This is a genomic window from Kribbella sp. HUAS MG21, assembly GCF_040254265.1.
GTDB lineage: Bacteria > Actinomycetota > Actinomycetes > Propionibacteriales > Kribbellaceae > Kribbella.
The window spans coordinates 7,523,598-7,543,508 of record NZ_CP158165.1 but is presented as its reverse complement, the minus strand read 5'-3'; the positions used below and the strand labels follow the sequence as shown (position 1 = coordinate 7,543,508).

The following is a 19,911-nucleotide window of genomic DNA, read 5'->3' as shown; positions in this document are numbered from 1 at the left end:
GTGGACCTCCTCGGTAGGTTGGGAGCGTGGTTAGGCGGCTGGTGACCAGGGCTCGGCTCCGGGCGATCGCGCCGTGGGCCGGGCTCAGCGCGCTGTTCGTGGTGACCTCTGTCCTGGTGGGCCTGTTCGGGTTCGCGAACGACTCCGAGCGGGTCACGATCGGCGCGCACGCCGCGACCGTGTCACCGACGTTCGACGGGCACGCGACCCTCGACCTCGGCGCTGTCCTGCCGCGGCTGCGGATCCCGGCCGACACCCCGGCGGGGATCGGCGTCAACATCGACGTCCAGGAGACCGACGCCGACAACCTCACCGAGCTGCTCACCCGGGACGCGCTGATCGCGTCCCAGCCCGACGGTGAGATCGGGCGGATCCGGCAGGTCATCCAGCAGATGGCCGTCGACAACGCGGTGGCCGGCGCCGGGACGGGCCTGCTGGTGGTCGTCGTGGTCGCGACGCTGTGGACGGCGCTGGGAGCCCGGCGGCGGCGCGAGTTGTGGCACATGGTGCACCGGCACGAGCGCCGGTTCGAGCACCGGTCGATCGTCGTCCTGGTCGCGATGCTGATCACGATCGCGTCGATCTACGGACCGGGACGGATGCGGCCGGCCGAAGTACCGCCGACGCAGTGGCAGCCGCTGTCCAAGCTGCTGCCGGAGCTGTCCTTCGACGAGCGGCTGAAGAACGTCGAGGTCGCGTCCGGTTTCTCCACCACCGGCGGTGTCGGGGTGATCCGGACACTGGTGGAGACGTACCGCAAGTCCACCGAGCTGTACGGCCGGCTCAAGGAGGGCGTCGGCGAGGTCGCGACCCAGATCCATCAGCCGGGTGAGGACGAGACCGTGGCGCTGCTGGTGTCCGACCGGCACGACAACATCGGGATCGACGCCTTCGCGGCCGAGGTCGCCAAGGCCGGCGGCGCCAAGGTGCTGATCGACGCCGGCGACGACACCTCGTCCGGGCAGAGCTGGGAGTCGTTCAGCATCAACTCGCTGCGCCAGCACTTCAAGGACTTCAAGGTGGTCGCGGTGGCCGGCAACCACGACGCCGGCGGGCACGTCGAGGACGTGATGCGCAAGTCCGGGTTCACGGTGCTCGACAGCAAGCCGGTCGAGGTCGAGGGGATCCGGTTCCTCGGCGACAGCGACCCGACGCGGACCGGGCTCGGCAGCGCGGACAGCCCGGGGGAGGAGACCATCGAGGAGCAGTCGGAGCGGCTCGCCGACATCGCCTGCCGGCAGCCCGACGACAAGCGGATCTCGACGATGCTGGTGCACGACCCGTCGTCGTTCGCGGACACCGCCGCGCGCGGGTGCGCGACGCTGCTGCTGTCCGGGCACCTGCACCGCCAGGTCGGCCCCGAGCACCGGGTGGTCGCCGGCCGTGCGGTCACGACGTACACGAACGGGACGACGGGGGGAGCGGCGTACGCGTTCGCCCTCGGGTACACGTTGCGGAAGCCGGGCGAGGTCACGCTGATCACCTATCGCGACGGGCTCCCGATCGGGCTGCAGGCGGTCACCGCGCAGCCGAGCGGCGCGGTGACGGTGGTGCCGTACACACCCCTTGGTTCTTGACGATTCAGGCGCCGCCGCCGATCGTCGTCCAGTGTTAACTGTCCAGTAACGGGGGCGGACCAGCGGACCCAGTGGTTTGCAGGAGTAGGGTTTTGTGACGTGCGTCGCGCAAAGATCGTTTGTACGCTCGGCCCGGCTACGGCCGCCCCGGAGCGCATCACTGAACTCGTCCAAGCAGGGATGGACGTCGCCAGGCTCAACCTGAGCCACGGCGCCCATGCCGAGCATGAGCGCATCTACCAGCGGATCCGGACCGCGGCGGCGGAGACCGGCAGCAACGTCGGCATCCTGGTCGACCTGCAGGGCCCGAAGATCCGGCTGGCCGAGTTCGCCGAGGGCAAGGCAACGCTGACCTACGGCGAGCGCTTCACGATCACCACCCGGGAGGTGCCCGGCGACCAGACCATCTGCGGTACGACGTACGACGGGCTGCCCGGCGACGTGAACCCGGGCGACCAGCTGCTGATCGACGACGGGCGGATCGCGCTGGTCGCCGAGGAGGTCACCGAGACCGACGTGGTCTGCCGGGTCACCGTCGGCGGGCCGGTCTCGAACCACAAGGGCATCAACCTGCCGGGCGTCGCGGTCAGCGTGCCCGCGCTGTCCGAGAAGGACGCCGAGGACCTGCGCTGGGCGCTGCACCTGCCGGCCGACATGATCGCCCTGTCGTTCGTCCGGGACGCGGCCGACATCCAGCTCGTGCACAAGATCATGGACGAGGAAGGGCTGCGGATCCCGGTCGTCGCGAAGATCGAGAAGCCGCAGGCGGTCGCCAACCTGGACGAGATCATCGAGGCGTTCGACGGGTTCATGGTGGCCCGCGGCGACCTCGGCGTGGAGCTCCCGCTCGAGGAGGTCCCGCTGGTCCAGAAGCTGATCATCGACCAGGCCCGGCTGAACGCGAAGCCGGTGATCGTCGCCACCCAGATGCTGGAGTCGATGATCTCCGCGCCGCGGCCGACCCGCGCCGAGGCCTCCGACGTCGCGAACGCGGTGCTCGACGGCGCCGACGCGGTGATGCTGTCCGGTGAGACCAGCGTCGGGCGGTTCCCGATCGAGACCGTCAAGACGATGGCGCGGATCGTGGAGTCCACCGAGGAGCACGGCCTCGGCCGGGTCCAGGAGATCGAGTGGGAGCCGCGCACCAAGGGCGGCGTGATCGCCCGCGCGGCCGCGGACGTCGCGGAGCGGCTGGAAGCGAAGTACCTGGTCGCCTTCACCCAGTCCGGCGACACCGCCCTGCGCCTGGCGCGGTACCGCACCGAGATCCCGGTGCTCGCCTTCACCCCCGTCCCGTCGGTCAGCTCCTGGCTGTCGGTCGTCTGGGGCATCGAGACCCATATCGTCCCGACGGTCGACCACACCGACGAGATGGTCCGCCAGGTCGACCAGCGCCTCCTCGAACTCGGCAAACTCGACAAGGGCGACCTGGTAGTCATCGTCGCCGGCTCCCCACCCAGCATCCCCGGCTCCACCAACGCCCTCCGAGTCCACCGCATGGGCGACGCCATCCAAGGCATAGCCCCCGCCTACCGCAACCCCAACCCGTAACCGGGCACCAGCGGACCAGGCGACAGAAGATCTGACTCGAGGCGGGCGGCCGGACAGGCCGCCCGCCTCAACGGTTCTCAGGACTTGGGACCGATGAAGGTGTCGAGGGTGGTGACGGCATCGCGGCGGGCGACGGAGAGGGCGTTGGGACGGGGCATGCGCCAGGGAATGTCCAGGAGATCGAGCGCCCACTGGCAGAGGCGCATGATGTCGGCGGACTCGTTCGAGAACATGTAGCGGGGGTATTCGTACCGTTTCGGTTGACCGGCGACGGTGCGCGTCGCCCAGTTGGCGACCCGGCAGCCGTCGGAGTTGAACAGGCCGCGCAGGAACAACTCGGGATGTGCGGCGACGATCTCCCGTTGCCAGTCGGCGAGCGCGATCGTACGCCGGTGCTTCGGACCCGCCCCGTGCTGCGGAAACAAGCACGGCCAGTGCTTCCAGTACGAGACAACCGACGTACATCCGACCGCCCGCACCCGATGCACCGGCCGCCCCGGATGCACCGCACGTACGACGCCCTCCGCCTCGTCGATCAGCCGCGGATAGACGTCGTCACACGCGATCCGCAGCGCATAGACATCCCGCCGATGCCGCGACAGACAACCATCGCCCAGATACAACCCCAGCAGTTGCGCGTACGACGGGGCATCGAGCGTCCCGGTCCCACACCGCGGGCACTCGCTCGGCCGCAGGGGACGTTCCCCGCGATCCCGCCACTCCCGAAGCGCGGCCCGACTGATTCCGAGCCGCTTGCTGACCGAGTTCAGACTCTCGCCGGCCCCCATCGCCGCAAGCGCAATCGTCCGCATCCGCTCGTCGTACATGAAGAAAGCTTCGCGGGCGCCGCCGACAAGTTTCTGTGCCCTGGGTGGGATTCGAACCCACACTGGATGCTGTTTGAGAGCATGGCCTCTGCCGTTGGGCTACCAGGGCTGATGCGCTCGAGCCGCGCCCGACGATGGTAGCCCATCCAGCCGCCCGATCAGAAAATGTCGGTGGTCCGAGCAAGTATCGGGCATGGCCCACTTCAGATCGCGGGAGACGGTGGAGTCGGCGTTGCAGATGTCCGACGACGGCGTGCCTGATCGTGTCAACGCGGAGATCCACGGGGTGGCGCTGCGAACGATCCGGACGTGGCGGCGTCGATACCAGAAAGAGGGGCGGACGCGTGGCGGTCGCAGGGGCTATCTGGGGACGCCGTGTCCGCGGTGTGACGGGGCCGAGTTGGACGAGGCGGCGTACGCGCTGTTGCTGGGGTGGTATCTGGGGGACGGATCGATCGCGCGGGCACGGCGGGGCGTGTTCACCCTGCAGATTGTCAACGACGAGCGGTACGGCGTACTCAACGAGGAGATCGCGGCAACGATCAGGCGGGTGAAGCCGACGGCGAGTCCTTGCTTGCGTGGCGGGGGCGGTGCGATCCGGGTCGAGGCTCGCTGGAAGCACTGGCCGTGTGTGTTCCCCCAGCACGGCCCTGGGCGGAAGCACCTGCGCAGAATCGAGTTGGCCGACTGGCAACGGGAGATCGTTGCCAAGTACCCAGAGCAACTGCTCCGCGGGCTGTTCCACTCGGACGGCTGCCGCGTCGTCAACTGGGCGAGCAAGCCGGGGCGCGAGAAGCGGTACTACTACGTGCGTTACATGTTCTCCAACGAGTCCGACGACATCCGGAAGATACTCACGGACACGCTGGATCTGCTCGGGATCGCTTGGCGGCAGCCGCGGGTGAACGCGATCGCGGTGAGTCGGAAGGAGGCGGTTGCGGCGCTCGATGTGTTTGTCGGGCCGAAGAGCTGAGTGGGGGTCGATAAGGTGTCGGGTGTGACTGCTAAGCGTGTGGTGATCGCTGAGGACGAGGCTCTGATTCGGATGGATCTGGCTGAGATGCTCGCGGAAGAGGGGTATGACGTCGTCGGGCAGGCGGGGGACGGCGAGGAGGCGATTCGGCTGGCGATCGAGCAGCGGCCGGATCTGGTGATTCTCGACGTGAAGATGCCGAAGCTGGACGGGTTGAGTGCGGCGGAGAAGATCGCGGGGGAGCGGATCGCGCCGGTGCTGATGCTGACCGCGTTCTCGCAGCGGGAGCTGGTCGAGCGGGCCCGGGACGCGGGCGCGATGGCGTACCTGGTGAAGCCGTTCTCGAAGGCCGACCTGCTGCCCGCGATCGAGATCGCCGCCTCCCGGTACGTCGAACTCGCCGAGCTGGAGCGGGAGGTCGCGGACCTCGCGGAGCGGCTCGAGACGCGCAAGCTGGTCGACCGGGCGAAGTCGATCCTGCAGACGAAGTTCGGGCTGTCGGAGCCGGACTCGTTCCGCTGGATCCAGAAGACCGCGATGGACAAGCGGGTGTCGATGCGCCAGGTCGCCGAGCTGGTGGTCAACGAGGCCGGCGATTCCTGACCGGACAAGCACTTTCCGCCGTGATCCGCGAGCCATCCCGGCGTGTCGTAACCGTGCGCGAACCTCCCCGGAGATTGGTGACGAACCGTGGCGGTTCCGGCGGCACCCTTCCACCGTTCTCACGCAGCAAAGCCGCCCGCTGACCCTGAGTCACCGCACTACCCGCTAGGTCAGTAATCAGGTTGAGGGACGATACTTACCGGGGTAACGACCTCACAACACAGCCTGTGCGCTGTTCGCTTGGGGCCATCGCTGGGTCTAACCTGCGGATGCTCGCGGCAAATGCGCGAGGGTCCCGGATTCGCTGGGACCATCCAGACATGGGAGGAACAGTGCAACAGCGTTCCGTAGTACGGGTCGGCGCGTCGCTGATCGTTGCGTCGCTGGCCCTGACTGCCTGCGGCTCACGCAGTGGCGACGGCTCTGGCGGGGGCGACGGAGGCTCGACCAAGACCGCGAAGATCGGCGTCATCGCGCCGCTGTCCGGAGACTTGTCGGCCCTGGGTCTGGGTATCCAGCACTCCGTCGAACTCGCCGTGAAGCAGGCCAACGACTCCAACGCGATCCCGGGCTGGAAGCTCGAGGTGGACGCCAAGGACGACGAGGGCAAGACCGAGCCGGGCAAGAACGCCGCCACGGCGCTGGCCAGCGACAAGGACGTCATCGGCGTCGTCGGCACGCTCAACACGAGCGTCAGCCAGCAGGTGCAGCCGGTGCTCGCGCCGAAGAACATCGTCCAGGTCTCGCCGGCCAACACCGGCCCGGGCCTGACCCAGGGCGCCAAGTGGCAGACCGACCCGCAGCGTCCGTACAAGACGTACTTCCGGACCTGCACGACGGACGCGATCCAGGGTCCGTTCGCCGCGCGGTACCTGTTCGAGACCGCCAAGATCACCAAGGTCGCGACGATCCACGACAAGAAGGCGTACGGCCAGGGCCTGGTCGGCACCTTCACCGAGGAGTTCAAGAAGCTCGGCGGTCAGGTCGTGTCGGCGCAGACGATCAACCCGGACGACTCGAACTACCAGGCCGTGATCTCCGCGGTGAAGCCGGCCGGTCCGCAGGCGGTGTACTACGGCGGTGAGTACCCGAACGCCGGTCCGCTGTCGCAGCAGATGAAGGCCGCCGGCCTGAACGTCCCGCTGATGGGCGGCGACGGCATCTTCGACCCGAAGTACATCACGCTGGCCGGTAAGACCGCCGACAACGACCTGGCCACCTCGGTCGGCGCGCCGGTGGACTCGCTGGAGTCGGCGAAGAAGTTCGTCGCGGACTACAACGCGCAGAACTACAAGGAGCCGTACGCCGCGTACGGCGGCTACTCCTACGACGCCGCGAACGCGATCATCAACGCGCTCAAGACCTCGCTGAAGGACGCCAAGGACGTCGAGTCGGCGCGCGCCGCCACGGTCGATGCCCTGAGCAAGGTTTCGTTCGACGGTGTGACCGGCAAGGTCGCCTTCGACGAGTACGGCGACACGACCTCCAAGGTCCTCACCGTCTACAAGGTTGCCGCCGGCAAGTGGGCCACCGTGGAGACCAAGGACTTCGAGAGCAAGTAGGCAGAGTCGACCTCATGTCTCGGGGGTGGGAGCGATCCTCCCGCCCCCGTGGCGTGTCAAAACGAGGCAGATAGGAGGTCGACGTGGACCAGTTCTTCCAGCAACTCGTCAACGGGCTGACCTTGGGCTCGCTGTACGCCCTGATCGCGGTCGGATACACCGTCGTGTACGGCATCGTGCAGCTCATCAACTTCGCCCACGGCGAGGTGTTCATGATCGGCGCGTTCGGCGCGCTGACAACGTACTTGTTGTTCTTCGACGGTCAGACCGGTGTGTGGATCCTGCCGATCATGATCGTCGGCGCCATGATCGCGTCGGTCGGCACCGCGGTGCTGATGGAGCGTGTCGCGTATCGTCCCCTGCGGAACGCGCCACGACTCGCGCCGCTGATCACGGCGATCGGCATCTCGGTGTTCCTGCAGGAGTTCATCCGGCTCTTCTACGAGGAGCCCGCCTGGACGGTCGTGGTGTTCGCCGGCCTGGCCGTGTTCGTCGGCTACCTGGTCGGCGGTGCGGTCGCGAAGACCGACCTGAACCACCCGGTGTCGAAGTGGTACGACCGCGGCCCGCTGCTCGGCGCCGCCGGCGGTGCCGTCGCGCTGTGGATCGTCGCCCGGCTGGTCGAGCGGGACGTGACCGTGGTGCTCGGCGTCGGTGTGGTCGTGGTCGGCGCGCTGCTCGGCGCGGCGATCGGCTGGCTCGCGGGTCTCGCCGTACGACGGAACGCCCGGGTGCAGGTTCCCGTGGCCGCGATCGTCGCGACCGCGGCCGCTGCGGCCCTGGTCGCCGAGGTCGGCTGGGTGCTGTTCAAGAAGCTGATCACCAGCGTGGAGTGGCCGAGCGCGAAGCTGCGCATCCCGTTCCCGCAGATCGACGTGGTGACCGGCAACGCGCTGCAGGTCGGCGGGGTGACGATCCAGCGGTCCGCGATCTTCACGGTCGCGGCGCTCGTGATCTGCGCCGGGCTGCTGTGGTTCTTCATCAACCGGACCCGCCTCGGCCGCGGTATGCAGGCCGTGTCGCAGGACCCGGACACCGCGCGGCTGATGGGTATCAACGTCGACCGGATCATCGTGGTCGCGTTCGTGCTCGGTGCGGTGCTGGCCGCGATCGCCGGTGTCTCGCAGGGCCTGCAGAACACGAACATCGAGTTCCGGATGGGCTTCCTGGCGGGCCTCAAGGCGTTCACCGCCGCGGTGCTCGGCGGTATCGGCAACATCTACGGCGCCGTCGTCGGCGGCCTGGTGCTGGGGGTCGTCGAGGCGATGGCCACGCAGTACATCCCGGGTCAGTTCGGCGGTAGTACCTGGAAGGACGTCTGGGCCTTCGTCATCCTGATCCTGGTTCTGGTGTTCAGGCCGCAGGGCCTGCTGGGCGCGAGGGTGGTGGACCGCGCATGACCGACATTCAGACTCCGGTCGACGAGGCCGCGGAGACTCCGGCGGCCGAGCCGGGCAAGCCGATCGCCTGGCCGCTCGGCCTGGCCGGTGTGGCGCTGGTGATCGTCGGTTCGTTCCTGTCCTGGAGCTACGACGGCCGGATCCTCAACGACCTGTCGATCAACTTCTACCCCGGCGGGCTGCAGATCCTGGCGATCATCGTCGCGCTGCTGTCGCTGGTGCTGTTGCTGGCGGAGAAGGGCCCGCTGGTCAGGCTGGGCTCGTGGCTGGACGCGACCCTCGGGCTGCGGGCCCTCGGGACCGGCCTGACGCTGTACATGGTGCTGGTGCTGATCGCGATCTCGGTCGAGTCCGACGGCCTGATCAACGTCAACCCGGGCGGGTACGTGACGCTCGCGGGCGCCGTACTGATCGCGGTCTCCGCCTGGATGCTGCCGCTGCGGCAGTTGCGGGACATGAGCGAGGCGCGGCTCCCGGCCTGGATGGAGATCGCCTCGATCGCGGCGTTGATGGCGGCGCTGCTGTTCGTGGCGGCGTACGCCCTCGGGCTGCCGGACGCGTGGTCGTTCATCCTCTGCCTGGTGTTCGTGGCCACCGCGGCGTTCGGGCTGTTCCGGTCCGGCGCGATGACGTTCGTCGGGCACGCCGGGCAGCGGCACCGCAGGGTGCTGACGCTGGCGGCGTTCGTGGCGGCGTTCCTGTTCCCGTTCACGCAGAACGGCGACGACACGAACATGTCGATCGCCGGCGCCGTGCTGGTGTTCAGCGCGACGGCGATGGGCCTGAACATCGTGGTCGGCCTGGCCGGACTGCTGGACCTCGGGTACATCGCGTTCCTGGGATCCGGTGCGTACGTCGCGGCGACGCTGTCGACGTCGGCGTTCGCGACCATCGACTGGAAGCCGCCGTTCCTGGTGGTCGTCCTGGTCGGTGCCTGCGTGGCGGCGGTGCTGGGCCTGATCATCGGTTCGCCGACGCTGCGGGTCTCGGGTGACTACCTGGCCATCGTGACGCTCGGCTTCGGCGAGATCTTCCGGTTCTCGATGTTCAACCTGGACGGCAACAACGGCCCGAACCTGACCAACGGCCCGAACGGCATCCCGGGCATCCCGGACCTGGAGGTGTTCGGCTTCAACTTCGGTGGGTCGCACACGATCGCGGGGATCGAGCTGACCCGGTTCTCGAACTACTACTTCCTGCTGCTGTTGCTGATCGGCGGCGTCATCCTGGCGTTCGCCCGGCTGAACAACAGCCGGATCGGTCGCGGCTGGGTGGCGATCCGGGAGGACGAGAAGGCCGCCGAGGCGATGGGCGTGAACGTGTTCGGGCTGAAGCTGCTCGCGTTCGCGATCGGCGCCTTCCTGGCCGGCCTGGCGGGCACCATCAAGGCCCATCAGGACGGCGCGGTCAGCCCGGACCAGTACATCTTCCTGGAGTCGGCGTTCCTGCTCGCCGCGATCGTGCTCGGCGGTATGGGCACCATCGCCGGTGTGCTGCTGGGGGCGACGATCCTGAAGCTGCTGCCCGAGAAGCTGCGGTTCTTCCAGGAGTACCGGCTGCTGCTGTTCGGCCTGCTGCTGGTGCTGATGATGCGGTTCCGGCCCGAGGGCCTGGTCGCGAGCAGGCGGCGGCAGCTCGAGTTCCACGAGGAGGACGAGGAGTTGGCCGTCGAGGTCGAAGAGGAACGGCTGGCAGTGGGGGAGGCGAAATGACCGTCACCGAGACCCGGCGCCCGGCCGCGCGGCCGGCGGGCGACCCGGTGCTGGAAGCCTCCGGCGTGACGATGCGGTTCGGCGGCCTGCTGGCCGTGAACGACGTCAGCCTGACCGTCCGCGAGGGCGAGATCGTCGGCCTGATCGGCCCGAACGGCGCCGGCAAGACGACGTTCTTCAACTGCCTCACCGGCCTGTACAAGCCGACCGGCGGGCAGGTCCGGTTCTCCGGTACGCCGTTGCCGCCCAAGCCGCGGGCCGTGGTCCGGGCCGGGATGGCGCGGACGTTCCAGAACATCCGGCTGTTCGCGAACATGACCGCGCTGGAGAACGTGATGGTCGGGCGGTACTGCCGGACCAGCGCGGGAGCGCTCACCTCGGTGCTGCACGGGCCGAAGTTCCGGCGCGAGGAGGCGGCCACCCGGGCCCGGGCCCAGGAGCTGCTCGACTTCGTCGGTCTCGGCCGGTCGACCGAGCACCTGGCCCGGAACATGCCGTACGGCGACCAGCGCCGGCTCGAGATCGCGCGGGCGCTGGCCACCGACCCGAAGCTCATCCTGCTGGACGAGCCGACCGCCGGCATGAACCCGCAGGAGACCCGGCAGGCGATGGACCTGATCTTCAAGATCCGGGACTCCGGCCTGTCGGTCGTGGTGATCGAGCACGACATGCGGTTCATCTTCAACCTCTGCGACCGGGTGCTCTGCCTGGTCCAGGGCCAGGCCCTGATCGAGGGCACGCCGGAGGAGGTGCAGTCCGACCCGCGGGTGATCGAGGCCTACATCGGCACCGGCGAGGAGGACGAGGAGGACGTCGACGTCCGCGAGGCCCACGTCCAGGACACCACGGTCTCCGACGAGGAGGGCAGGCCATGAGCCCGATGCTCGAGGTCAAGGACCTCGAAGTTGCCTACGGCAAGATCCTTGCGGTGAAGAAGATCAGCTTCAGCGTGGAGCAGGGACAGGTGGTGTCGCTGATCGGCACCAACGGCGCCGGCAAGACCACCACGCTGAAGACGATCTCCGGCCTGCTCCGCCCGAACGCCGGCGAGATCTGGTTCCAGGGCGAGCGGATCGACCACGTCCCGGCGCACGACATCGTGACCCGGGGCCTGGCGCACTCGCCGGAGGGGCGGCGGATCTTCCCGCGGCTCTCGGTCGAGGAGAACCTGATGCTCGGCGCGTTCTCGCGCCGGGACCCCGGGGGCGTGCGCGCCGATCTGGCGGCGGCGTACGACCTGTTCCCGATCCTCGGGGAGCGCCGCAAGCAGCCGGCCGGGACGTTCTCCGGCGGTGAGCAGCAGATGCTGGCGATGGGCCGGGCGATGATGTGCCGGCCGAAGCTGATGATGCTCGACGAGCCCTCGATGGGGCTGTCGCCGATCATGATGAAGCGGATCATGTCCACGGTCACCGAGCTGCAGCGGCAGGGTACGACGATCCTGCTCGTCGAGCAGAACGCGCAGGCGGCGCTGAAGCGGGCCGACTACGGCTACGTGCTCGAGGTCGGGAAGATCGTGCTGTCCGGTACCGGCCGGGACCTGCTCGTCAACGACTCGGTCCGCAAGGCCTACCTCGGCGAGGACTGACGCAAGGGGTCGCTGCTGGTTCAGTTGCGGATCACGACGAGCAACTGGACCAGCAGCGGCGCGACGATCAGAGCAGGCAGCAGGTCCGCGACGGCGACCTGCTTGAGTTTCAGTAGTCTCAGCGCCACACCGATCAGCATCACGCCACCGGTGGCGCCGAGCGCAGTAACGTGGGCCTCGGGCAGTACGTCGCCCAGTACAGCGCCGACAGCTGTCATCAGTCCCTGGATCACGAGGACGACCAGCGCGGACGCCGCGACGCCCCAGCCGAAGGACGCGGCGAACGCGATCGAGGCGAACCCGTCCAGCACCGCCTTCAGCAGCAGCTCGTCGGGGCCGCGCCCGAGGCCGTCGTTCAGCGCGCCGAGAAACGTGAGCGGCCCGACGCAGAACACCATCGACGCGGACACGAACCCCTCGACGAACGTACCGCGTCCCTCGCCGCGGTCGAACCGGCGCTGCATCCAGCCGCCGAAGTCCTCCAGCCGCTGCTCGATCCGCAGTACCGAACCGAGGATCCCGCCGATCAGCATCGCGCCGAGCACGATCAGGATCGGCGCGCTGTCGCCGACCGCGGCGCCGAGCACGTCGTCGCCCACCGTGAGTGCCGAACTGATCGCGATCAGCAGCGTGACCAGCCCGAGCGCGTCGGTGACCAGGTCCCGGGTCCGGTGACTGAGGCGGTGGCCGACGAGTACGCCGAGTACCGAACCGACGAGCACCGTCGCGACGTTCACGACCGTCCCGATCCCGATGAACAAACTGGTCTCCCACTCGACTTTGCAGGTGCCCCCGGAGGGCCTACTGTTGCGCGAGGACGAGCGTATCGGCCCGTCTGTTCACCTCGGGGGTGGACCGGACCGGGAGGTCGCTGTGGTGGCAGCCGTCGAGGTGAGGGACGCCCAGCCGGGGGACGCCGGTGCCCTGGTCGCGCTGTGGCGTGAGCTGAGCACCTCCGCCGGGCTGCCGTCCCGGCTGCCGGCGCCGCCGTCGGAGACCGCGGCGGAAGTTGCTGTCGGCAAACACCTGGCGGATCCGGCGGGCCGGCTGCTGGTGGTCGAGCTGGACGGTCAGGTGCACGGCATGGCGTACCTGCGGCGGACCGCGGTCAGCCCGCTGCACGACGACGCCACGGTCACGGTCGAGTACCTGCACGTCAGCGACACGGCCCGCCGGCACGGCCTGGGCAAGGCACTGATCGCGGAGGCGGTCACCTGGGCCGAGCACGAGAGCTGCGCGCACCTGGCCGTGGTCGCGCCCGCGATCGCCCGCGAGGCGAACCGTTTCCTCGCCCGCCTCGGTCTCGGGCAGGCCGGCGTACTGCGGTTCGCGAACACGCACACGGTGCGTCGCCGGCTCGCCTCCGAGCACGCGCCGAACCTGCTGGCCCTGCTGTCCTCGCGACGCTCCGCGATCGCCCGCCGGGCGGTCAGCTCCCGGGTGGCGCCTGGATCAGCTGGCAAGTGATCCGCGCGGTGCAGACCCGCTTGTCCCGGTCGTCGGTGACGACCACCTCGTACGACGTGGTCGTCCGGCCGAGGTAGATCGGCGTCGCGACCCCGGTCACCGTCCCGTCGCGGACCGCGCGGTGGTGGGTGGCGTTGATGTCCACGCCGACCGCGACCTTCCCGTACGCCGCCGCGTGCAGCGCGGACCCGATCGAGCCGAGGCTCTCGGCCAGCACGCAGGACGCGCCGCCGTGCAGCAGCCCGTACGGCTGGGTGTTGCCCTTGACCGGCATCGTGGCGACCACGCGGTCCGGCGCGGCCTCGGTGACAACGATTCCCATTGTCTGCAGGAGGGTGCCCTCCATGCTCATGCCCGGTCCGAAGTTCGATTCGTCTGTCACGGAAGCAGTGTGTCAGAACTGTCCGTGGGACCCACTAGAGTCGGTGTGTGGCTCCAGAAACGAACACGACGACGATGACTCCGCAGTCCACGGCGCAGTCCACGGGTGACGCGGCCGCCCGGCCGCGGATCCTGCTGCTGGACGGGCACTCGCTGGCGTACCGGGCGTTCTACGCGCTCCCGGTGGAGAACTTCTCCACCACCACCGGGCAGCACACCAACGCGGTGTACGGCTTCACCTCGATGCTGATCAACATGCTCCGCGACGAGCAGCCCACGCACGTCTGCGTCGCGTTCGACGTGTCCCGCAAGACCTTCCGCACCGAGCAGTACGCGGAGTACAAGGCCGGCCGCTCGAAGTCGCCGGACGAGTTCAGCGGCCAGATCTCGCTGGTCAAGGAGGTGCTGGAGGCGCTCCGGATCCCGACCGCGGAGATCGACGGCTGGGAGGCCGACGACATCATCGCGACGCTCGCCACGCAGGCCTTCGAGCAGGGTTTCGAGGTGCTGATCAGCAGCGGCGACCGGGACTCGTTCCAGCTGGTCAACGACAGCGTCACGGTGCTGTACCCGAAGCGCGGCGTGTCCGAGATCGCCCGGATGGACCCGGCCGCGATCGAGGAGAAGTACGGCGTCACCCCGCGGCTGTACCCGGATCTCGCCGCGCTGGTGGGGGAGACGAGCGACAACCTGCCCGGCGTTCCCGGGGTGGGGCCGAAGACCGCGGCCAAGTGGCTGAACCAGTTCGGCTCGCTGAACGACGTGGTCGACCGGGTCAACGAGATCAAGGGCAAGGCCGGCGAGTCGCTGCGCGAGCACCTCGCCGACGTGATCCGGAACCGGCAGATCAACGAGCTGGTCCGGGACCTGACCCTCGACGTGTCCGTCGACGACCTGGTCCGGGTGCCGTGGGACCGGGACAAGGTGCACACGCTGTTCGACAGCCTGGAGTTCCGGGTGCTGCGCGAGCGGCTGGTCGCGGAGCACGAGGAGGTCGACGCGACCGTCGACCACGGTTTCGAGCTGGACGGCGTACAGCTGAAGCCGGGGGAGCTCGCGGCGTGGCTCAAGGAGCACGTGAGCGGCGGCGAGCGGGTCGGCGTCGCGGTGCAGGGGAGCTGGGGCGGCGGCACCGGCCAGATCACCGGTCTCGCGCTGGCGACCACCTCCGGCGCGGCGGCCTGGTTCGACCCGACCGTGATGACGCCCGACGACGATGCGGCCTGGCAGGCGTGGCTCGCCGACGAGAAGCAGCCGAAGGCGCTGCACGACGTGAACGGTCCGCTGCTGGGCTTCCTGGAGCGCGGCTGGACGCTCAACGGCCTCAGCTCGGACACCCAGCTGAGCGCGTACCTCGTCCGCCCGGACCAGCGCGCCTACGACTTGGCCGACCTGACCGTGCGGTACCTCAAGCGCGAGCTGCGCAACGAGGAGGCCGACAACGGCCAGCTCAGCTTCGACGACGTCGAGGGCGGCCCGGCCGCGGACCACACGATGCTCCGCGCCCGCGCGATCGCGGACCTCGCCGACACCCTCGACGCCGAGCTCGAGAAGCAGGCGGGTACGGCGCTGCTCGCCGACGTCGAGCTGCCGCTGATCCACGTGATCGCCGGCATGGAGCGCGACGGCATCGCGGTCGACCGGCCGTACCTGGAGGAGCTCGAGGACCGGTTCGCCACCGGCGTCCGGGAGGCGGCGACGTCGGCGTACGAGGTGATCGGCAAGGAGATCAACCTCGGGTCGCCGAAGCAGCTGCAGGTGGTGCTGTTCGACGAGCTGCAGATGCCGAAGACCAAGCGTACGAAGACCGGCTACACCACGGACGCGGACTCGCTGCAGGCGCTGTTCGAGAAGACCGAGCACCCGTTCCTGGCGTACCTGCTGGCGCACCGGGACGCGACCCGGCTGCGGCAGACCGTCGAGGGCCTGCTGAAGACGATCAGCCCGCGCGACGGCCGGATCCACACCACGTTCAACCAGACCATCGCGGCGACCGGGCGGCTGAGCTCCACCGAGCCCAACCTGCAGAACATCCCGATCCGGACCGAGGAGGGCCGCCGGATCCGGCAGGCGTTCGTGGTCGGCGAGGGCAACGAGTCGCTGATGTCGGCCGACTACAGCCAGATCGAGATGCGGATCATGGCGCACGTGTCGCAGGACCAGGGCCTGATCGACGCGTTCACCTCCGGGATGGACTTCCACTCGGTGACCGCGTCGCGGGTGTTCTCGGTCGAGCCGTCCGCGGTGACCCAGGAGCAGCGCGCGAAGATCAAGGCGATGAACTACGGCCTCGCCTACGGCCTGTCGGCGTACGGGCTGAGCCAGCAGCTGAAGATCGGCGTCGACGAGGCCAAGGGCCTGATGGACGAGTACTTCGAGGGCTTCGGCGGGGTCCGGGACTACCTGCGCTCGATCGTGATCGACGCCGGCAAGACCGGGTACACCGAGACCATCCTGGGCCGCCGGCGCTACCTGCCGGACCTGACCAGCGACAACCGCCAGCGCCGCGAGATGGCCGAGCGGATGGCGCTGAACGCCCCGATCCAGGGCTCGGCCGCCGACGTGATCAAGATGGCGATGCTCAAGGTCGACCACTCGCTCCGCGAGTCCGGCCTCAAGTCCAGGATGCTCCTCCAGGTCCACGACGAACTCGTCTTCGAGATCGCCCCCGGCGAACGCGAAGCCCTCGAACAACTGGTCCGCCACGACATGGGCCACGCCGTCGAGATGGCCGTCCCCCTCGACGTCTCAGTAGGCATCGGCCGCACCTGGCACGAAGCCGCCCACTGACCCGGTCGCGGAGCTGTTCGGTCGGGAGGCGGCGGTCTCCGAGAGGTGGCTGCGCGAGCTGCAGGTCAGTCTTCGGCGGTGAGGTAGGTCGGTTGGGGATCGGGGGAGAGGGCGTTCTTGAGGCAGACGCGCTCGCGGTCGGGTAGGTCCGGTAGGTCCGCGAGAGGCCACCAGCGGACGTCCAGGGACTCGTCGTCGTTGACGCGGGGCTCGCCGGCGACCGGGCGGCAGCGGAAGCACAGGTCGAGGAACTGGACCTGGTCGCCGTTCGGGTAGCTGGCGGGTGGGAGTGACTCGACGCTGACCAGTCGCTCGACCACGGCCCGGACCGCGGTCTCCTCCTCGATCTCGCGGACCAGGCCCACCGCGGGCTGCTCGCCGGGCTCGAGGATGCCGGCGACCAGGCTCCAGCGTCCGGTGTCGGCGCGCCGGACGAGCAGGACCTCGTCGGCGTCGTTCAGCACCACCCCGGTGATCCCGGTGAGCCACAGCAGGTCGTGCCCGATCTTGTCGCGCAGGTCGAGGATGAACTTCGGCGTCGGCATGCCCCGACCCTACCCAAGCGCCGCCCAGCGCGTTTCCCTGCAAGAAACAGCAAGTGAAACGTTCACCACCCGGCGCTTTCCTGCAAGATCCGGACAGTGTCCAGCCGATTCCGGCCGGTGATCACCAGGGTCTTCCGCAGTCTGCTGATCTATGTCATTCTCCGGGTCAAAGATCCGAGATCCTATTGGATATCGCTATCGGATCTCGTATCGACTCCGTTCCGACCCAGCCGCCTAGGAGGAACCATGCCGAACGACGACGCGCGCAGAGGTCTCAGCCGTCGATCACTCATCGCGGGGGCACTCGGACTGACCGCGGCGACAGCCGGCGGGGGTCTGCTCAGCGGATGCAGCGGCTCGAGCAGTGCGAGCGGCGCCGGTGGCGCCGCGGCAGCCGCGCCGAGCGTCAGCCTCGGCCCGAAGCTGACCACGGTGCAGTACCCGGAGGGGTACGTCGGTCCGGTCGCCCGCGAGCTGAAGCCGATCACCTCGGAGAAGGTGACGTTCAAGATCGTCGTACCGCAGGACGTGACCATCGGGGACTGGCGGACCAACGCCTTCACCAAGTGGCTCGAGCAGAAGACCAACATCCACATCGAGTGGAACCAGGTCGGCGGTACCGACGAGGACATCATGACCAAGGTGAACGCGATGATCGCCGCCGGCGACATCCCGGACGCCTTCATGGGCATCGACTTCACCCGGTCCCAGCTGTTCCTCTACGGCCAGCAGGGCCTGTTCACCGACGTCGACCAGTACATCGGCGCGTACGCGCTGAACCTGCAGCAGGCGATGAAGGACTACCCGGACGCGCGCAAGCTGGTCCAGGCGCCGGACAAGAAGATCTACTCGTTCCCGAACTTCAACGACTGCTACCACTGCCGGGCGAGCAACGGGCGCACGTTCCTGAACACCGACTGGATCGAACAGGTCGGGCTGGACATCCCGGAGACCACCGACGAGTTCGTCGAGCTGCTGCGGGCCTTCAAGAAGGCCGACCTCGGCGGCAACGGCCGGACGATCCCGTTCTGCGGGTACAAGGACGCGCCGTTCGACACCTTCTTCATGAACTCGTTCCTCTACAACCCCGGCGATCCGTGGCTGGTGGTGAACGACGGCAAGGTCGACGTCACGTTCGTCAAGGACGAGTGGCGCGAGGGCCTGAAGTTCATCAACGGGATGTACGCCGAGGGCTTGATCAACAAGGACGTGTTCACCGCGGACCAGGACCAGATGAACCGCTACGGCAACGCGCCGGGCAAGCCGATCATCGGCGGCGCCCGGTCGTACTACTGGGGCGGCTTCCTGGACATCGACCAGAAGGACCCGAACGCCCGCTGGCGCAAGTACCTCGCGATCCCGCCGCTGAAGGGACCGAACGGCGTCCGGTACGCCGCCTGGAACTACCTCGGCGTCGGCGTCGAGGTGGCGAACCTGGTGATCACGAAGAAGTGCGCCAAGCCCGAGCTGCTGGTCCAGTGGGCCGACGCCCAGCTGGAGCTCGAGGCCGTGCTGCGCGCGTACGGCGGCCCGAAGTTCCAGTGGGCCAAGAAGGGTGAGCTCGGGATCAACGGCAAGCAGGCCGTCTACGGGTTCTCGGCGACCTGGAACACCGAGAAGAACATCACCTGGAACCAGGACAACACGATGTACCGCTCGGAGGACTTCCGGCTGGCCGAGCGGGTGAACCCGAAGGACCTGACCTTCGAGCAGCCGCTGTACCAGCAGACGGTCGACAACTACTTCCCGTACAAGCAGCCGCAGGAGATGCAGTTCCCGCCGGTCACCCTGGACCAGGACCAGGCGGCGCAGGAGGCGGAGCTGAAGACGAACCTGAAGAGCGAGGTCGACCTGTCGTTCTCGAAGTTCGTCACCGGACAGCTGAACCCGAACGACGACGCGGCCTGGAACGACTTCAAGGACCGCGTCGAGAAGATCGGCGTGAAGGCGTATCTCGAGCTGCAGCAGGCCGCCTACGAAACCTACAACGGATGAGCGGCGGCACCGGCACGCTGGCGCCGGACGAGCGGCGGCTGGGAGGAGGTGCGCCGATCCAGGACACCCGGGGCGACAAGATCGCCCTGGCGTGCATCTACGCGGCCCTCGGCCTGTTCTGCCTGGCGATCCTGTACCCGATCGTCTACGTGCTCAGCGCCTCGGTGAGCGACACCGGCAAGGTGTCGGCCGGCGAGGTCTGGCTGTGGCCGGTCGGCTTCACGCTGGACGCGTACAAGGCGATCTTCGACTACGACTCGATCGTCAGCAGCTTCGGCAACTCGGTGTACTACGCGGTGGCGGGGGCCGTGGTGGCGACAGTCCTCACGCTGCTGGCGGCGTACCCCTTGTCCCGGAAGGGGCTGCCGGGCAAGGGCCTGATCATGGCCGCGTTCGTGTTCACGATGATGTTCAGCGGCGGGCTGATCCCGACGTACCTGGTCGTGGACCAGCTCGGCCTGCTGAACACGCGCTGGGCGATGATCCTGCCGACCGCGCTGGCCGTCTGGAACGTGATCATCACCCGGACCTACTTCATGGTGACGATCCCCGAGGAACTGGTCGAGGCCGGAAAGGTCGACGGCTGCAGCGACTTCGGGTTCTTCTGGCGGATCGTGCTGCCGCTGAGCAAGCCGATCATCGCGGTGAACCTGCTGTTCTACGCCGTCGGGCAGTGGAACTCGTTCTTCAACGCGCTGATCTACCTGACCAACGAGCACCTGTTCCCGTTGCAGGTGGTACTGCGGCAGATCCTCATCCAGAGCAAGGTCGACCCGTCCCAGATGCCCGACACGAGCAAGCTCGCGCAGCTGAAGGAACTCCAGCAGCAGCTCAAGTACTCGCTGATCGTGATCGGCATGATCCCGCCGCTGCTGGTCTACCCCTTCGTGCAGAAGCACTTCGTCAAGGGAGCCATGGTCGGCTCGTTGAAGGGATGAGT

The 19,911-nt window shown here is 68.2% G+C and carries 17 protein-coding genes and 1 tRNA gene; 13 read left to right on the top strand and 5 right to left on the bottom strand.

Features of this window, described 5'->3' with window-relative positions; genetic code table 11:
- Positions 1-26: 26 nt before the first annotated feature.
- The gene (locus ABN611_RS36450; RefSeq protein ID WP_350276848.1) at positions 27-1,577 is read left to right on the top strand and encodes a metallophosphoesterase family protein; all 1,551 of its coding nucleotides are present in this window, start codon (positions 27-29) and stop codon (positions 1,575-1,577) included.
- Positions 1,578-1,676: 99 nt separating this feature from the next.
- A complete protein-coding gene (gene pyk, locus ABN611_RS36445) occupies positions 1,677-3,128 on the top strand; it encodes a pyruvate kinase (protein WP_350276847.1) in 1,452 nt (483 codons plus the stop codon).
- A 77-nt stretch (positions 3,129-3,205) separates the two neighbouring features.
- On the opposite strand, the gene ABN611_RS36440 is transcribed toward pyk, so the two are convergent.
- Both ABN611_RS36440 and ABN611_RS36435 read right to left on the bottom strand, forming a co-directional pair.
- A complete protein-coding gene (locus tag ABN611_RS36440; protein WP_350276846.1) occupies positions 3,206-3,955 on the bottom strand; it encodes a transcriptional regulator in 750 nt (249 codons plus the stop codon).
- A 36-nt stretch (positions 3,956-3,991) separates the two neighbouring features.
- Positions 3,992-4,064, bottom strand: a tRNA-Leu gene (locus tag ABN611_RS36435).
- Between the two features lie 129 nt (positions 4,065-4,193).
- On the opposite strand from ABN611_RS36435, the gene ABN611_RS36430 reads away from it, so the two are divergent.
- The 7 genes from ABN611_RS36430 (at position 4,194) to ABN611_RS36400 (ending at position 11,793) form a co-directional block, all read left to right on the top strand.
- Entirely contained in the window at positions 4,194-4,928 is a 735-nt protein-coding gene (locus ABN611_RS36430; RefSeq protein ID WP_350276845.1) for a transcriptional regulator, read from the top strand.
- Between the two features lie 72 nt (positions 4,929-5,000).
- Positions 5,001-5,531, top strand: a complete 531-nt coding sequence (locus tag ABN611_RS36425) for a response regulator (RefSeq protein WP_238157023.1) — start codon at positions 5,001-5,003, stop codon at positions 5,529-5,531.
- Between the two features lie 320 nt (positions 5,532-5,851).
- Positions 5,852-7,093, top strand: coding sequence for a branched-chain amino acid ABC transporter substrate-binding protein (locus tag ABN611_RS36420; protein WP_350276844.1), 1,242 nt, complete (start codon positions 5,852-5,854; stop codon positions 7,091-7,093).
- An 83-nt stretch (positions 7,094-7,176) separates the two neighbouring features.
- Positions 7,177-8,493, top strand: coding sequence for a branched-chain amino acid ABC transporter permease (locus ABN611_RS36415; RefSeq protein WP_350276843.1), 1,317 nt, complete (start codon positions 7,177-7,179; stop codon positions 8,491-8,493).
- Entirely contained in the window at positions 8,490-10,205 is a 1,716-nt protein-coding gene (locus ABN611_RS36410; RefSeq protein ID WP_350276842.1) for a branched-chain amino acid ABC transporter permease, read from the top strand. Before ABN611_RS36415 ends, ABN611_RS36410 begins: the two co-directional genes overlap by 4 nt.
- A complete protein-coding gene (locus ABN611_RS36405) occupies positions 10,202-11,080 on the top strand; it encodes an ABC transporter ATP-binding protein (protein WP_350276841.1) in 879 nt (292 codons plus the stop codon). Before ABN611_RS36410 ends, ABN611_RS36405 begins: the two co-directional genes overlap by 4 nt.
- Positions 11,077-11,793 (top strand): ABC transporter ATP-binding protein, encoded by a 717-nt coding sequence (locus ABN611_RS36400; protein ID WP_350276840.1) that lies wholly within the window; start codon positions 11,077-11,079, stop codon positions 11,791-11,793. Before ABN611_RS36405 ends, ABN611_RS36400 begins: the two co-directional genes overlap by 4 nt.
- A gap of 20 nt (positions 11,794-11,813) precedes the next feature.
- Here ABN611_RS36400 and ABN611_RS36395 read toward each other — a convergent pair whose 3' ends face one another.
- On the bottom strand, positions 11,814-12,554 hold the full coding sequence (locus ABN611_RS36395; protein ID WP_350276839.1) for a DUF554 domain-containing protein: 741 nt from the start codon (positions 12,552-12,554) through the stop codon (positions 11,814-11,816).
- Between the two features lie 115 nt (positions 12,555-12,669).
- Between ABN611_RS36395 and ABN611_RS36390 the strand changes: the two genes are divergently transcribed.
- Positions 12,670-13,260 carry a GNAT family N-acetyltransferase gene (locus ABN611_RS36390; RefSeq protein WP_350276838.1) on the top strand — a complete coding sequence of 197 codons (591 nt, stop codon included), beginning with the start codon at positions 12,670-12,672 and terminating at the stop codon, positions 13,258-13,260.
- On the opposite strand, the gene ABN611_RS36385 is transcribed toward ABN611_RS36390, so the two are convergent.
- Positions 13,223-13,612 (bottom strand): hotdog fold thioesterase, encoded by a 390-nt coding sequence (locus tag ABN611_RS36385; protein WP_350281732.1) that lies wholly within the window; start codon positions 13,610-13,612, stop codon positions 13,223-13,225. The two genes, ABN611_RS36390 and ABN611_RS36385, sit on opposite strands and share 38 nt — an antisense overlap.
- Positions 13,613-13,716: 104 nt before the next feature.
- Between ABN611_RS36385 and polA the strand changes: the two genes are divergently transcribed.
- Positions 13,717-16,431 carry a DNA polymerase I gene (gene polA / locus ABN611_RS36380; RefSeq protein ID WP_350281731.1) on the top strand — a complete coding sequence of 905 codons (2,715 nt, stop codon included), beginning with the start codon at positions 13,717-13,719 and terminating at the stop codon, positions 16,429-16,431.
- Positions 16,432-16,496: 65 nt separating this feature from the next.
- On the opposite strand, the gene ABN611_RS36375 is transcribed toward polA, so the two are convergent.
- Positions 16,497-16,976 (bottom strand): NUDIX domain-containing protein, encoded by a 480-nt coding sequence (locus tag ABN611_RS36375; protein WP_350276837.1) that lies wholly within the window; start codon positions 16,974-16,976, stop codon positions 16,497-16,499.
- 246 nt (positions 16,977-17,222) lie between these two features.
- On the opposite strand from ABN611_RS36375, the gene ABN611_RS36370 reads away from it, so the two are divergent.
- On the top strand, positions 17,223-18,971 hold the full coding sequence (locus ABN611_RS36370) for an extracellular solute-binding protein (RefSeq protein ID WP_350276836.1): 1,749 nt from the start codon (positions 17,223-17,225) through the stop codon (positions 18,969-18,971).
- Complete coding sequence (locus tag ABN611_RS36365; protein WP_350276835.1) at positions 18,968-19,909, top strand: carbohydrate ABC transporter permease; 942 nt, start codon at positions 18,968-18,970, stop codon at positions 19,907-19,909. Before ABN611_RS36370 ends, ABN611_RS36365 begins: the two co-directional genes overlap by 4 nt.
- Positions 19,910-19,911 lie beyond the last annotated feature (2 nt).